Source organism: Arthrobacter sp. JUb115 (assembly GCF_004365035.1).
In the GTDB taxonomy this organism is placed as follows: domain Bacteria; phylum Actinomycetota; class Actinomycetes; order Actinomycetales; family Micrococcaceae; genus Glutamicibacter.
Genome location: NZ_SOBS01000001.1, coordinates 473,712 through 486,114 on the forward strand (window position 1 = coordinate 473,712; position 12,403 = coordinate 486,114).

General features: G+C 63.1%; 15 protein-coding genes. 13 read left to right on the plus strand and 2 right to left on the minus strand.

The window, feature by feature from the left end:
• Nucleotides 1-51 precede the first annotated feature (51 nt).
• From EDF61_RS02185 to EDF61_RS02200, 4 genes are read left to right on the plus strand one after another with little or no spacing between them, the layout of a single operon-like run.
• On the plus strand, nucleotides 52-1,317 hold the full coding sequence (locus EDF61_RS02185) for a cytochrome P450 (protein WP_133833104.1): 1,266 nt from the start codon (nucleotides 52-54) through the stop codon (nucleotides 1,315-1,317).
• A gap of 15 nt (nucleotides 1,318-1,332) precedes the next feature.
• Nucleotides 1,333-1,656: a 2Fe-2S iron-sulfur cluster-binding protein gene (locus tag EDF61_RS02190; protein WP_133833105.1), complete on the plus strand. Its 324-nt coding sequence runs from the start codon at nucleotides 1,333-1,335 to the stop codon at nucleotides 1,654-1,656.
• 1 nt (nucleotide 1,657) lies between these two features.
• Nucleotides 1,658-2,878 carry an NAD(P)/FAD-dependent oxidoreductase gene (locus tag EDF61_RS02195; RefSeq protein WP_133833106.1) on the plus strand — a complete coding sequence of 407 codons (1,221 nt, stop codon included), beginning with the start codon at nucleotides 1,658-1,660 and terminating at the stop codon, nucleotides 2,876-2,878.
• Between the two features lie 43 nt (nucleotides 2,879-2,921).
• Nucleotides 2,922-4,313, plus strand: coding sequence for an MFS transporter (locus EDF61_RS02200; RefSeq protein ID WP_133833107.1), 1,392 nt, complete (start codon nucleotides 2,922-2,924; stop codon nucleotides 4,311-4,313).
• A gap of 51 nt (nucleotides 4,314-4,364) precedes the next feature.
• On the opposite strand, the gene EDF61_RS02205 is transcribed toward EDF61_RS02200, so the two are convergent.
• The gene (locus EDF61_RS02205; RefSeq protein WP_133833108.1) at nucleotides 4,365-5,228 is read right to left on the minus strand and encodes a bifunctional methylenetetrahydrofolate dehydrogenase/methenyltetrahydrofolate cyclohydrolase; all 864 of its coding nucleotides are present in this window, start codon (nucleotides 5,226-5,228) and stop codon (nucleotides 4,365-4,367) included.
• 170 nt (nucleotides 5,229-5,398) lie between these two features.
• Here EDF61_RS02205 and EDF61_RS02210 point away from each other — a divergent pair, with 170 nt between their 5' ends.
• From EDF61_RS02210 to EDF61_RS19140, 7 genes are all read left to right on the plus strand, one after another.
• Nucleotides 5,399-6,442: a flavin-containing monooxygenase gene (locus EDF61_RS02210; protein ID WP_133833109.1), complete on the plus strand. Its 1,044-nt coding sequence runs from the start codon at nucleotides 5,399-5,401 to the stop codon at nucleotides 6,440-6,442.
• Nucleotides 6,443-6,489: 47 nt separating this feature from the next.
• Nucleotides 6,490-7,332 (plus strand): formyltetrahydrofolate deformylase, encoded by an 843-nt coding sequence (gene purU / locus EDF61_RS02215; RefSeq protein ID WP_102598293.1) that lies wholly within the window; start codon nucleotides 6,490-6,492, stop codon nucleotides 7,330-7,332.
• A 2-nt stretch (nucleotides 7,333-7,334) separates the two neighbouring features.
• A complete protein-coding gene (locus tag EDF61_RS02220) occupies nucleotides 7,335-8,246 on the plus strand; it encodes a DUF1266 domain-containing protein (protein WP_133833110.1) in 912 nt (303 codons plus the stop codon).
• Nucleotides 8,247-8,299: 53 nt separating this feature from the next.
• Nucleotides 8,300-8,818, plus strand: a complete 519-nt coding sequence (locus EDF61_RS02225; RefSeq protein WP_038989942.1) for a gamma carbonic anhydrase family protein — start codon at nucleotides 8,300-8,302, stop codon at nucleotides 8,816-8,818.
• A gap of 54 nt (nucleotides 8,819-8,872) precedes the next feature.
• Nucleotides 8,873-9,103 carry a hypothetical protein gene (locus EDF61_RS18700; protein ID WP_166650667.1) on the plus strand — a complete coding sequence of 77 codons (231 nt, stop codon included), beginning with the start codon at nucleotides 8,873-8,875 and terminating at the stop codon, nucleotides 9,101-9,103.
• Nucleotides 9,104-9,203: 100 nt separating this feature from the next.
• Nucleotides 9,204-9,773 carry an IS3 family transposase gene (locus EDF61_RS02235; RefSeq protein ID WP_286172076.1) on the plus strand — a complete coding sequence of 190 codons (570 nt, stop codon included), beginning with the start codon at nucleotides 9,204-9,206 and terminating at the stop codon, nucleotides 9,771-9,773.
• 7 nt (nucleotides 9,774-9,780) lie between these two features.
• Entirely contained in the window at nucleotides 9,781-9,921 is a 141-nt protein-coding gene (locus tag EDF61_RS19140) for an IS3 family transposase (RefSeq protein WP_166650668.1), read from the plus strand.
• Nucleotides 9,922-10,107: 186 nt separating this feature from the next.
• Here the strand turns inward: EDF61_RS19140 and EDF61_RS02245 are convergent, their stop codons facing one another.
• Nucleotides 10,108-10,419 (minus strand): MerR family transcriptional regulator, encoded by a 312-nt coding sequence (locus EDF61_RS02245; protein WP_022874875.1) that lies wholly within the window; start codon nucleotides 10,417-10,419, stop codon nucleotides 10,108-10,110.
• A gap of 128 nt (nucleotides 10,420-10,547) precedes the next feature.
• Between EDF61_RS02245 and EDF61_RS02250 the strand changes: the two genes are divergently transcribed.
• On the plus strand, nucleotides 10,548-10,982 hold the full coding sequence (locus tag EDF61_RS02250) for an Hsp20/alpha crystallin family protein (RefSeq protein ID WP_133833113.1): 435 nt from the start codon (nucleotides 10,548-10,550) through the stop codon (nucleotides 10,980-10,982).
• 391 nt (nucleotides 10,983-11,373) lie between these two features.
• Nucleotides 11,374-11,613, plus strand: a complete 240-nt coding sequence (locus tag EDF61_RS02255; RefSeq protein ID WP_022874873.1) for a hypothetical protein — start codon at nucleotides 11,374-11,376, stop codon at nucleotides 11,611-11,613.
• Nucleotides 11,614-12,403: the final 790 nt, after the last annotated feature.

Below are 12,403 nucleotides of genomic sequence, written 5' to 3' on the forward strand. Positions count from 1 at the left end.
TATGGCCTGCCACACACTAGTGATTGAACAAGGAACCACTAAGGAGACAGCATGAGCACCGCCCCAGCGACCTGCCCGTTCACCGGCGCCCAGGCCACCCCCGGCACCGCACCAGTGCCGCACGCCAGCACCGAATCCGCAGTCCGCGAGGCCCCGGTCGCCGATTGGGTAAAAATCGAGGACCTGTACCGCGATCCGTTCCCGATCTACCAGCGCCTGCGCGCCGAGGCCCCGCTGCACTGGGTCCCGGCGGTGAACCGCTACATGGTGACCTCCTACGCCGCCTGCCACGAGATCGAGCAGGACGAAGCCCGCTTCTCCGCCAACGAGCGCAACTCGCTGATGAAGCGGTCCATGGGCCACTCGATGCTGCGCAAGGACAACCCGGAGCATCAGGTGGACCGCGACTCCTACGGAGCGACCCTGCGCCCGGGCACCATCAAGAAGCACTGGAACGGGATCTTCGCGCAGAACAACGAGAAGTACCTGGGCCAGCTGCTCGCCAAGGGGCCGGGTTCGGACTTCGTCTGGGACTACGCCGCACCGTACACCGCGGAGAACCTGCGGCTGATCTGCGGCTTCCACAATGCCACCCAGCAGGACATGCAGCGCTGGAGCCAGACCATGATCGACGGCACCGGCAACTACGCCGATGACCCCGAGGTCTGGGCCAAGGCAGAGGCTTCCTCGGCAGAGGTCGACGCGGCCATCGACGAGATGCTCCCCTATCTGGCGAAGAACCCGGACCACTCGCTGCTCTCCAACCTGGCCTCCATGCCGATCCCGCTGGAAGCCATCCGCGCCAACCTGAAGATGACCATCGGCGGCGGGCTGAACGAGCCGCGCGACGTGCTGGCCACCACCGTTTGGGCGCTGCTGGAGAACCCCGAGCAATTGCAGGCGGTACGCCAGGACCCGGCTTTTCTCCCCAAGGCCTTCGAGGAATCGGTGCGCTGGGTCGCCCCGATCGGCATGTACCCGCGTGAAACCACCCAGGAGCTGGTGCTCGAGGGCATCAGCCTGCCAGCCGGTGCGCGCCTCGGAGTGGTGCTAGGCGCGGCCAACCGCGACCCGAAGGTCTTCGAGGACCCCGAAACGTTCAACATCTTCCGCGAGAAGAAGCCGCATCTGGCCTTCGGCGGCGGCGTGCACTTCTGCGCCGGCACCTGGATCGCCCGGGCCCAAGTCGCCCAGGTCGCCCTGCCGGCAGTCTTCGAGAAGCTGCCCAACCTGCGGCTGGATCCGGCCACCGCCAGCGTCGATGCCGGCTGGGTCTTCCGCGGCATGACCAAAATGCCCGTCCTCTGGGACGCCTAAAACAAGGAGCCTTCCATGCCTACCATCACCTTTGAACAGCCCAACGGCACCGCCACCGACGTCGAGGTCGCCGAAGGCGGCAATATCATGCGCGCCGCCGTCGCCAATGGCATCGCCGGAATCGTCGGCGAATGCGGCGGCCAAGCCATGTGCGCCACCTGCCACGTCTACGTGAACCCCGAGGATGCCGCTAGCCTTCCGGAACTCTCGGAAGACGAAGACGAAATGCTCGACTGCACCACCGCAGAGCGCACGGAACACAGCCGCCTGGGCTGCCAGGTTTCCCTGGGCGGCGCGTTGCAGTCCATCCACGTCACCGTCCCTTCCGAACAGGTGTGAAGTGAACGAGAGCATCCTGATCATCGGCGCCGGCCACGCCGGCGTGCAGCTGGCCGAATCGCTGCGCGACAACGGCCACGACGGCCCCATCACCTTGGTCGACCAGGGCGCGCAGCAGCCCTACCAGCGTCCGCCGCTGTCCAAAGACTTCGTGGCCAGCGCAAAGGCGCCCGAGGCGCTGCCACTGCGCTCGGAGGACTTCTACGCCCAGCAACGCATCGAGCTGCTGACCGGGGTGCGCGCCACCGCGGTAGACCGTGCCGCGCGTACCGTGGCCCTGTCCGACGGACAGCAACGCGGCTATGACCGGCTGGTCTTCGCCACCGGCGCACGCAACCGGGTGCTGTCCTGCCCCGGCGCCGAGGACCCGCGGGTCATCGGGCTGCGCACTCTGCAGGACGCGGAAATCCTGCGCCGGCAGCTTACCGGCGCCCAGCGGGTCGTGGTGGCCGGCGCCGGATTCATCGGCCTGGAGTTCGCGGCCGCTGCCCGGGCCCGCGGTATCGATGCCACGGTGCTGCACTCCGCGCCCCGGGTGCTGAACCGCTCGGTCTCCCGCCAGCTCTCTGACTGGTTCGCCCAGGCCCATCGGGCAGACGGCATCGAGCTGTGCCTGGGCGAAGGCGTGCAATCCATCGACGCACATGGGGACCTGCAGGTCCACTCCACCGCTGGGGAAAGCTACCGGGCGGACCTGGTGGTCTACGGCATCGGCGTGCTCCCCAACATTGAGTTGGCCGAAGCCTCGGGACTGGCGTGCGAGAACGGCATCTTGGTGGATGCTGCGCTGCGAACCACCGATGAGCGTGTCTATGCGGTGGGCGACTGTGCCAATTTCGACAGCGACGGCACGCGGGTGCGCCTGGAATCGGTACAGAACGCCGCGGACCAGGCGCGCAGCCTGGCCCGCACCCTGTGCGGCGAGCCCACTTTGTACTCGGAGGTTGCCTGGTTCTGGAGCATCCAGGGCCGCCATCGGCTGCAGATCGCAGGGCTGGCCGAGCCCACCGACAGCAGCGTGCTGCTGGGCGACCCGGGCAGCGGAAAGTTCTCCATCGCCCGGCTGCGCGACGGGCAGCTGGTCGCGGTGGAATCCATTAACCGGCCCGCCGACCACGCTGCCGCCCGCAAGCTGCTGGCCCGCGGGGAGAGCATTACCGAAGCGATGCTCGCTGGAGCATCCCTGAAGGACCTGGCCAACGCCACACCAGTCGCGGCCTAGGCCGCGCATCCCACCATCACTCCCATCCCAATGAGGTCAGCTCATGAGCACACCCACCCAGCGGCACCCCGGCACCAGCCAGCGGCGCGTCGCCTTCGCCACCGTCATCGGCACCACCATCGAGTGGTACGACTTCTTCATCTACGCCACCGCAGCGGGGCTGATCTTCGCCCACCTGTTCTTCGAACCAGCCGGCGCGCAGATCGGCCTGCTGCTCTCCTTCGCCAGCGTCGGCATTTCCTTCCTCTTCCGCCCGCTGGGCGCGTTTTTGGCCGGGCACTACGGGGACAAAATCGGCCGGCGCGCCATGCTGGTGCTCACCCTGGCGCTCATGGGCGCCTCCACCACGCTGATCGGCGTGCTGCCCACCTATGAGACCGCGGGCGTGCTGGCCCCGATCATGCTGCTGCTCTTGCGCATCATCCAGGGCATCTCCGCCGGTGGCGAATGGGGCGGCGCGGTGCTGATGGCCGTTGAGCACGCCCCGAAGGACCGTCGCGCCCGGGCCGGCGCCTACCCGCAGCTCGGCGTGCCGCTGGGCATGCTGCTGGCCTCGGGAATGATGGCGCTGATGACCGGCGTGATCTCCCCCGGCGAGCAGTTCATGGCCTGGGGTTGGCGCGTGCCGTTCCTGCTCAGCTTCGTGCTGATCGTGGTGGGCTACTTCATCCGCCGCTCGGTGGACGAGTCCCCGGTCTTCGAGGAGATCGCGCAGAAGAAGGCACAGACCCGCGTGCCGATCGTGGTGCTGTTCAAGAAGCACTGGCTGCTGGTGCTGGTTGCCGCGCTGATTTTCGCTGGCAACAATGCCGCCGGCTACATGACCACCGGCGGATTCCTGCAGGCCTATATGACGGACCCTGAGGGGCCTGTGGGCTTCACCCGCACGCAGGTGCTGCTGGCCGTCTCCTTCGGTGCAGTCATGTGGTTCGCCTTCACCTTGCTCTCCGGGGTCGTGGCCGACAGGATCGGGCGCAAGCGCACCTACCAGATCGGCTTCATCAGCCAGCTGCTGTGCATCTTCCCGCTATTCTGGCTGGTCAACGCCGCTAGCCTGCCGCTGCTCTACGTGGCGTTCGCGTTGTTCGCCATCGGTCTGGGCTTCTCCTACGGTCCGCAGGCGGCACTGTACTCCGAGCTGTTCCCCGCCTCGGTGCGCTTCTCCGGGGTTTCCATTTCCTACGCTTTCGGCGCGATCCTGGGCGGGGCGTTCGCCCCGATGATCGCCACCGCGCTGGTGCAGGCCACCGGCGGGACCACGGCGGTCGGCTGGTACCTGTTCGCGCTTACCGCAATATCGCTGGCGGCGGTCAGCATGGTGCGTGATCGCAGCGGCATCGACTTGGGTATCAGCAACCAGGCCGAGCAGGAAGTCGGCGCGCTGGTCTTCGACAAGCGGACCGCGGGGCAGCCCGTGCCCCAGGACGCGCTGTAGGAATCGCAAAACCGGCAGCCCGCCATTGGCGGACTGCCGGTTTTGTCGCGTTTACTTGGCGTTGCGCTCTGCGGCCTCGACCACGTTGTTCAGCAGCATGGCGCGGGTCATCGGACCCACGCCGCCCGGGTTCGGCGAGATCCACGACGCGACCTCGGCGGCAGCCGGATCAACGTCGCCGGTGACCTTGCCATCCACGCGGGAGACGCCCACGTCGAGCACGATCGCGCCGGGCTTGATGGCGTCGGCCTTGATGATGTGCGGCACGCCGGCAGCGGCGATGATGACATCGGCCTGGGCGAGTAGTTCAGGAAGATTGGTGGTGCCGGTGTGGGCCAGGGTGACGGTCGCGTTCACGTCGCGGCGGGTCAGCAGCAGGCCGACAGGGCGGCCGATGGTCACGCCGCGGCCCAGGACCAGCACGTGCTTGCCGTTCAGGTCGATATCGTGGCGGGCCAGCAGTTCCACGCAGCCCAGCGGGGTGCATGGCAGCGGGGAGGCCATCGGGCGGTTGACGTTGGCGACCAGGCGGCCCAGGTTCATCGGGTGCAGGCCGTCGGCATCCTTGGCCGGATCCATAGCTTCGAGGATCACGTCCGTATCGATGTGCTTGGGCAGCGGCAGCTGCACGATGTAGCCGGTGCAGTCCGGGTTCTCGTTCAGCTCGCGCACCTTGGCCAGCAGCTCGTCCTGGGTGGTTTCCTCGGGCAGGTCCACGCGGATCGACTCGATGCCCACTTCGGCGCAGTCCTTGTGCTTGCCACCGACATACCAGGCCGAGCCCGGGTCGTTGCCAACCAGGATGGTGCCCAGTCCGGTGGTGTGCCCGGCAGCCTTGAGCTTGGCAACGCGTTCGGCCAGTTCCTGCTTGATGGCGGCCGCGGTGGCCTTGCCGTCGAGAATGCGTGCGCTCACGCTGTTCCTTCCGTAGGTGCCCTGTTCCCAAGGCGGGTGGTGTGCAAACCCAGGCGCGCGGCTCGCACGATTAGCTCCCTGGTGGTTACCCACCTAACGCCAGTCACGCGTTCCAGTGTAGCGAAAATGGCTTCGGGAATGACTTTGAAGTGCGCAGGGTTACCTTAAGCGTGTACTCGACAATCGTGATCGGCGCAGGGCAAGCCGGGCTTGCCGCCGCCTACCATCTGGCCAAGCGCGGCATCGACCTCCTGGTGCTCGACGCGAACCCTGCACCAGGCGGGGCCTGGCAGCACCGCTGGGATACCCTCACGCTGGGCGACGCGCATCATATCCACCCCTTGCCCGATTTCCCGCTCCAAGTGCAGGATTCCACCCGACCGGCCTCGCAAGTGGTGTCCGAATACTATGCGGAATACGAACAGCGCTTCGCGTTGCCGGTACGCCACTGCGCACCGGTGACCTCGGTCGAAAACGACGGAGAAAACTTCGTGGTGCACGCCGATGCGGATTACCGGGCGCGCACCATCATCAACGCCACCGGAACCTGGTCCAATCCGTTCTGGCCGGTCTACCCCGGGCATTTCGATGGTCCGCAGGTGCACACAAATGGCTTCGTCTCCCCGCAGCAATTCGCCGGGCAGCGCGTGTTGGTGGTCGGGGCCGGGGCGAGCGCCACCCAGTTCATCGTGCAGTTGCGCGCTGCCGGCGTGGATACCCTGTGGTCCACGCGCAGCGCACCGGACTGGCGCGACGTACCCACCGGAGCCGAATGGGGCCAGGAAGTGGAGCGCCAGGTCAACGAGCGCACCAGTGCGGGACTGCCTCCGAAGTCGGTGGTGGGCACCACCGGATTGCTGCTCACCGAGAAGATGCGTGCCGGGATCGCCTCCGGGGCGCTGGTTTCGCGGGGGAAGATCGACCTGCTGGAATCCGACGCCGTCGTCTTCTCCGACGGGTCACGCGAAAAGATCGATGCGATCCTGTGGGCGACCGGTTTCCGGCACGCCCACCGGCATTTGCGCGATCTGAAACTGCACACGGCTCAAGGCGGCATCCTGATGGAGGACGGGGTGGCCGCCGTGGCGGTGCCCGGGCTGTTCTTCGTCGGCTATGGCGCGTCGGCCTCGACGTTGGGTGCTACCCGGGCCGGGAGGAAGGCCGCGATGGCGGCGGCGCACTACGTTCAGCGGCTCGCGGCAAGCGCAACGTAGCTCACGGAATTGGCAGAACATCGCTGGCGGACGCTACCTTAGAACCCATGAACCAGTACATCGTCACCCTGTCTTGCATCGACCGCCCCGGCATCGTCCACGCCATTTCCGGAGGTCTGCTGGGTGCCGGTTGCAATATCACCGAGTCCCAGCAGTTCCTCTCGCCTGAAACCGGCACCTTCTTCATGCGCATCGAGGTAGCCACCGAGCAGTCCCTGGAGCAGATCCGTGCCGGGCTCGCGCCCATCCGCGACGATTTCCACATGTCCCTCCGTGTGGACGATGGCGCCAAGCGCACCCGCACCATGATCATGTGTTCCAAGGCCGGGCATGCGCTCAATGACCTGTTGTTCGCCCAGCGTGCCGGCACCCTGGCCATCGATGTCCCGGTGATCGTCTCCAACCATCTGGATTTGAAGCCGATGGCCGATTTCTACGGGGTGGACTTCGTGCACCTGCCGGTGACCAAGGAGAACAAGTCCCAGGCCGAGGCTGAGCTGCTCAAGCTCGCCGAGGACTACGGCATCGAACTGGTGGTGCTTGCCCGCTACATGCAGATCCTTTCGGATTCGCTGTGCGAGCGCATGGAAGGCCGGGTCATCAACATCCACCACTCCTTCCTGCCCTCCTTCAAGGGCGCCAAGCCGTACCACCAGGCCTATGCACGCGGCGTGAAGCTGATCGGTGCCACCGCGCACTACGTCACCGCGGACCTGGACGAGGGTCCGATCATCGACCAGGAAGTCACCCACGTCTCGCACACTCGCACCGCCGAGCAGCTCGTTGAGCTGGGCCGCAGCGTGGAAGGCCGGACGCTGACCCGCGCCGTGCAGTGGCACGCCGAGCATCGCGTGATGCTCGACGGCCAGCGCACCATCGTCTTCTCGTAGGCATGGATTATGCAGCAATAGCCGTTATCGCCCTGCTGGTTGCCGCCTCGGCGTGCTGGCCTTTGCTCAGGGCATCTGGCAAGCGCCGCAAGGCATTGAAGGCCCAGGCGCTGCAGCTGCCGGAGCACCATCGGCCGCGCTACCAGCAGTCACTGGCTGGAAATCCGCTGGCTTTTCCCCTGGCCATGAGCAGCGGCTATGCGCTGTGCCGAGGTGCGGACCTCGATGAGTTCCTCTTTCCTGATGCGGAAGAAGAACGGATTACCCTGGCCGAAGCGTGGGGAATCTTCGACACCGAGGATGCCGTGCAGGAGCTCTGGTCCTTGCTGTCCCAGGGGCATCGCTCCGGCTGGCAGCAGTCCCGGGAGCTGGTCAATGCCGGCGGAGCCGCCTTGGCCCAGCACCGCAAGATCCTTGGCAGCCGGGCGCGGACATCCGAGGAAGCACGCGAAGAATTGCTGTCGCTTCGCCGGTTGCAGCGCAATGAGCGCGGCGTGCAGGAACTGGATTTCCTGGCCTGGGATCTTTCACGCGCCGTCATGGTCGCCCGCTCCGCGGCCACCTGCGGCTTCCTGGATCAACACGTAGCCCAGGACGTCGCCTTGCAGGCAGCGTCATATGCCCAGCAAACCTATGGTTCGTGGGATGAATTCGCGAAGGCATTTGATACCGCGCGCTGGTTCTGGCGCGCGCAGCAGGATAGCGCGCTGGATGATGCCCACGACGCGCATCGAACGCAGGTGCTCACCAGCGCTGAGGGCCCTTTCGTACAAGTGGATTTCGCCGCATCGGTACCGGCCAGCCAGTTGCTCCTCCTCGACGCCGCGCGGGAACTGGGACTGTCGTTGCGCGCCGAAGAAGAGGACCGGGACTGGCAGCGTGCGCTAGTGGCTGCGGCCCACTCGCGGACTTGAGATCTTCGGTAGCGAACTCGCCGTAGCAATGCTTGGCCATTACAGTAGGTGAAATGACGCACATCATTACCATTGACGGCGCGACCCCGAAGGTCGGCCAGGACGTTTTCGTAGCCCCTACCGCCACCTTGAGCGGCGATGTCGAGCTGGCTGACCGTGCCAGCGCCTTCTACGGTGTTTCCGTGCGCGGCGATTCGGCGCCAATTCGCGTAGGCGAAGGCACCAACTTGCAGGACAATGTCGTGCTGCACGCTGACGAAGGTTTTCCTTGCACCCTGGGTGCTGGCATCTCGGTAGGCCACTCGGCAGTGGTGCACGGCGCCAGCGTAGGTGATGGCTGCCTGATCGGCATGAGCGCCACCGTCATGAACGGTGCCGTCATCGGCGAGCAGTCGCTGGTTGCTGCTGGTGCACTGGTGCTGGAAGGCACGCAGGTTCCACCGCGTTCGCTGGTTGCCGGTGTCCCTGCCAAGGTCCGCCGCGAGCTGAGCGATGAGGAAGTCTCCGGCTTGAAGACCAATGCTGACCACTACCTCGTGCTGGCTGCCAAGCATCTGGAAGCCAACGCCTAGAGTTTTCAAGGTCCTGGAAGCGCATTGCTTCCAGGACCTTTCGCTTTATGCACTGTGCGCGTCGTTCAAGGCTCGGCGATTTCTACGTCCAGCAACCCCGCACGCCACCGCGCAGTGGTCTCCTCCGCCAACGCCTCAGCCTCCAACGCCTCGGCCGGCGTCATGAAATACGTGTTGACCCGCAATTTCTGCTCTGGATCCAACTCCGGCGGCAACAGCACCATCGGCCGGCTGCCAGGGATCTTCACCGCATGGAACAACCCGCAATGCCTGGCCGTATGGTGAATCAAGCAATTCAACACCGCAGACGGGGAGACCGAAGCCCGAGGTTCTTTATGGGCGGAGGAGAATGCTGGTCTGGTTGTAGCGCAACGGCTTCCCTGACATCTCAAAACACACCGTGGATCGGCTGATGCGAGTAGCTGGGATGAACGGCCTGATGCGGGGCCGGAGAACGACTACAACGATCCGCGCTAAAGATAAGATCCGAGCAAATGATCTGTTGAATCGGAACTTCTCTACGGATGCACCTAACAAGGTGTGGGTCACTGATTTCACTTATGTTCCGATTCGGGGCGGGTTCGCCTATGTGTCCTTCGTGATCGATTTGTTCTCACGCCGGATCTTGTCCTGGGCTTCTTCGACCTCGCATGACACGGCGTTTGTGGAGGAAGCTCTCCAACTAGCTCTATGGCAACGCCGGAGTGAGCGGAAACCTCATGTGAGTCCCGTGTTTGGTACCATTCACCATTCAGATGCGGGCAGTGAATATACCTCTCAGAGGTACACTCAGACGCTGGCGATGGAGGGACTGGTGCCGTCGATCGGAACGATTGGGGATGCGTTCGACAACGCGGCCGCCGAGACGGTGATGGGGTTGTTCAAGAACGAGGCGGTTGCTATGGATTCACCGTTCCGCACTGGGGCCTTGGCTACCAAGGCGGACGTGGAATGACGTGGTCGTGGAATGGGTGCACTGGTACAACAACGACCGGTTGCACTCGACCCTCGGATATCGGTCTCCGGTTGAATTTGAAGAACTCTATTATGATGAAATGAGTGGCTCGTTACCCGATGAAGCCGCCAGTAAACTGGCGGCGTAATTTCCGGGACGGTTCACTCTCCACTATTTGCTCCATAGAGAATGTTCAGGAGAGAACAGTCCGCCAAACAGCAAGGGCCACTGCCAAGTGCTCGAGCAGAACGCGCATTTTCCTGCTCCGCGGCGCCTAGGCAAGAATTCGTCGGCACCCTGCCGAGAAGCATAGACCCTCAACGGTCTTGATGATTCAATCCGCGCCTTGCCGATGAGACTGCTTTGCAAGTGCCTTACGCAACCTCTCATTTTCAGATTCCAGCTCCAAGATGATGCCAATGCCCGCCAAATTCACGCCTCGATCAATCAACTCTGAGATTTGCTGCAACCGAGCTAAATCCTTGGCTTGATACCTGCGCGTGCCACCGCTGGTACGTGACGGGGTGATCAAACCACGCAACTCATACAACCGCACTGTTTGCACACTCACTCCCACACTCTGGGCAGCGGTAGCAATCGAATGCGATCCAGCAACAGGAACGGATCGCGGCGAATTTTTTGTCATTTTTTACTTTCAATAGGCTTGCATGAACTCAGAATCCCATGCTATAAAATCTACATCGTTAGACATAGATCTAACGGAAAGTGAATTGCAGCATCGTAGAGAGTCACACCAGAAAGGAATGAGTTCAGATGATGCAGACCGAGGTACTTCGCGATTTCGACCGCTTGGTACAGCGAGCTTTCAACACCCAGCTCAGCTCCGAACCTGTCCACCCAATGCCAATGGAGGCTTGGAAGGACGACACCGGATTTCACGCTGAGTTCGACCTGCCAGGGGTCGACGCCGAGCAGATCGACATGGCAGTGGAAAAGAACATCCTGACCATCCGCGCTGAACGCGCCAAACCAGGAGACCGCCAGCACATCGCCGGCTCGGAACGACTCTGGGGCCATTTCACCCGGGAACTTATCCTTGGGGTTCATTTGGACACTGAAAGTATCCAGGCCACCTACGTGGATGGCGTGCTACGTGTCGACATCGCTGTCGCCGAGAGTGCCAAACCCCGCCGGATTCAGGTCGCGGTCGGCCAAGGCAAGAAGAACCCCAAGGAAATCACCAGTTAACCCAAGAAAGGCCCCTTGGAGGCCTGTGCGGAGATGATGTGTCATGTCTGCCCACATTGATTCGGAACTTGATCCGCTGGTCGCTGATGACGAGTTGCTTCTGGCCATATACGAGCTCGAGCTATCCACAGCTTCCCGTCAGCATCAGCCGCCTCGATCGCACCTTTGCACCTCGATCGAGGATGTTCCGCGGCCCAGTCAGCGGTGCCCGGAAGGAACCAACGAAGTACGAACAATTCAACGTTCAGTGCGTCGGGCGGGTCCCGTCCGGGTGTATTCACGCTCGCCACCGAACAAGAGATGACTCCCGGGGAAACTTTTAAGGAGTGGTTGATTCGGGGGTGCGTCCGGAACGCACCGGACGCACCCTGGCAACGAAAGGATCAGCACCATGCGTGAATCATTGCTCAACGTCCACCTCAATGACGAGCAAATCGAAGTTCTCAATGCTGCGCTGTGCGCCTACCGAGACCATTTCAGCGAGCTTCTTGAGTTGAACGAAGAAGCAGAAGGACCGCAAGCTCGCGAGAACAACAAGTACTGGCAGAGCAAAGTCCACGCGATTCAAGAAATGATCGATCAAGTCAACGACTCACTGTATGGTTCCCAACCCCGGGAGGGGCCTCAATAACACCCAGACATTCCGCCACCGCACACTATTCACCTATCTGCCTGTTGATCGTCGACCTTCGAGTGTTGGAATAGGCGTTTCGAGGCTAGGTACCGTGTTTAGGAGACTGATCGAATATAGGTCATCGAGCCGGCGGCCCGCTGCAGCGCGTGCTCCGCGATCCTGCGAATGTTCTCGCGGACCGTGGAGCACGCGCAAATGAATCAGCATGGTCAGTGCCCCTGCTGCGGCATCGCCCAAAGGCGTGTGCGCCGCGATGTCTGGGAGCGGTTGGGCGAGACTGAGTGGATTAATCCGCGTTTCCCAGCTCGCGGAGCGTTTCAAGGGTACGTTCGGTGCCGGCTATCCGATGTGCCCAGATCACGCGCCTGCTATCGGCCCTCATGTATCTCAGTCATGCTTCCCATCGCGACCGGCTGGCGATGTGGCTCGATTCCCCGCGCTCGGTAAGCACCTTTTCCGCGCCAGCGGCACGCATCTTGGCTTCCTGCGGCGTTGGGGTCCCCTGGTGCCGGCTTACTCGCGCGTATCCGATAATTGCCATAGCAACAACGGGACCTTGAACCCTTCGACCTATTTTGGTTTTAAACGGCGTTTCTGACATGCAAAGACCCTGCTTATCGCCGGAGCCGGTAAATGTTAGTTGCGACCGGCGGCTAAGACCAGTACCAGACAGAGGTTCTTGGCATGAATTTCCGCTTCAGCCATGGCGCCAGGGCAAAGGATCTTCCGCCGTCTCGGCTGGGGAACTCCTGACGTGGATGTGCCTGCTCAGAGCAGATGGACGTCG

Excerpts from the sequence above, each read along its gene's own strand:
- EDF61_RS02185 (WP_133833104.1), top strand. The coding sequence starts at position 52 with ATGAGCACCGCCCCAGCGACCTGCCCGTTCACCGGCGCCCAGGCCACC.
- EDF61_RS02190 (WP_133833105.1), top strand. The coding sequence starts at position 1,333 with ATGCCTACCATCACCTTTGAACAGCCCAACGGCACCGCCACCGACGTC.
- EDF61_RS02200 (WP_133833107.1), top strand. The coding sequence starts at position 2,922 with ATGAGCACACCCACCCAGCGGCACCCCGGCACCAGCCAGCGGCGCGTC.
- purU (WP_102598293.1), top strand. The coding sequence starts at position 6,490 with ATGAACCAGTACATCGTCACCCTGTCTTGCATCGACCGCCCCGGCATC.
- EDF61_RS02220 (WP_133833110.1), top strand. The coding sequence starts at position 7,335 with ATGGATTATGCAGCAATAGCCGTTATCGCCCTGCTGGTTGCCGCCTCG.
- EDF61_RS02225 (WP_038989942.1), top strand. The coding sequence starts at position 8,300 with ATGACGCACATCATTACCATTGACGGCGCGACCCCGAAGGTCGGCCAG.
- EDF61_RS02245 (WP_022874875.1), bottom strand. The coding sequence starts at position 10,419 with ATGACAAAAAATTCGCCGCGATCCGTTCCTGTTGCTGGATCGCATTCG.
- EDF61_RS02250 (WP_133833113.1), top strand. The coding sequence starts at position 10,548 with ATGATGCAGACCGAGGTACTTCGCGATTTCGACCGCTTGGTACAGCGA.
- EDF61_RS02255 (WP_022874873.1), top strand. The coding sequence starts at position 11,374 with ATGCGTGAATCATTGCTCAACGTCCACCTCAATGACGAGCAAATCGAA.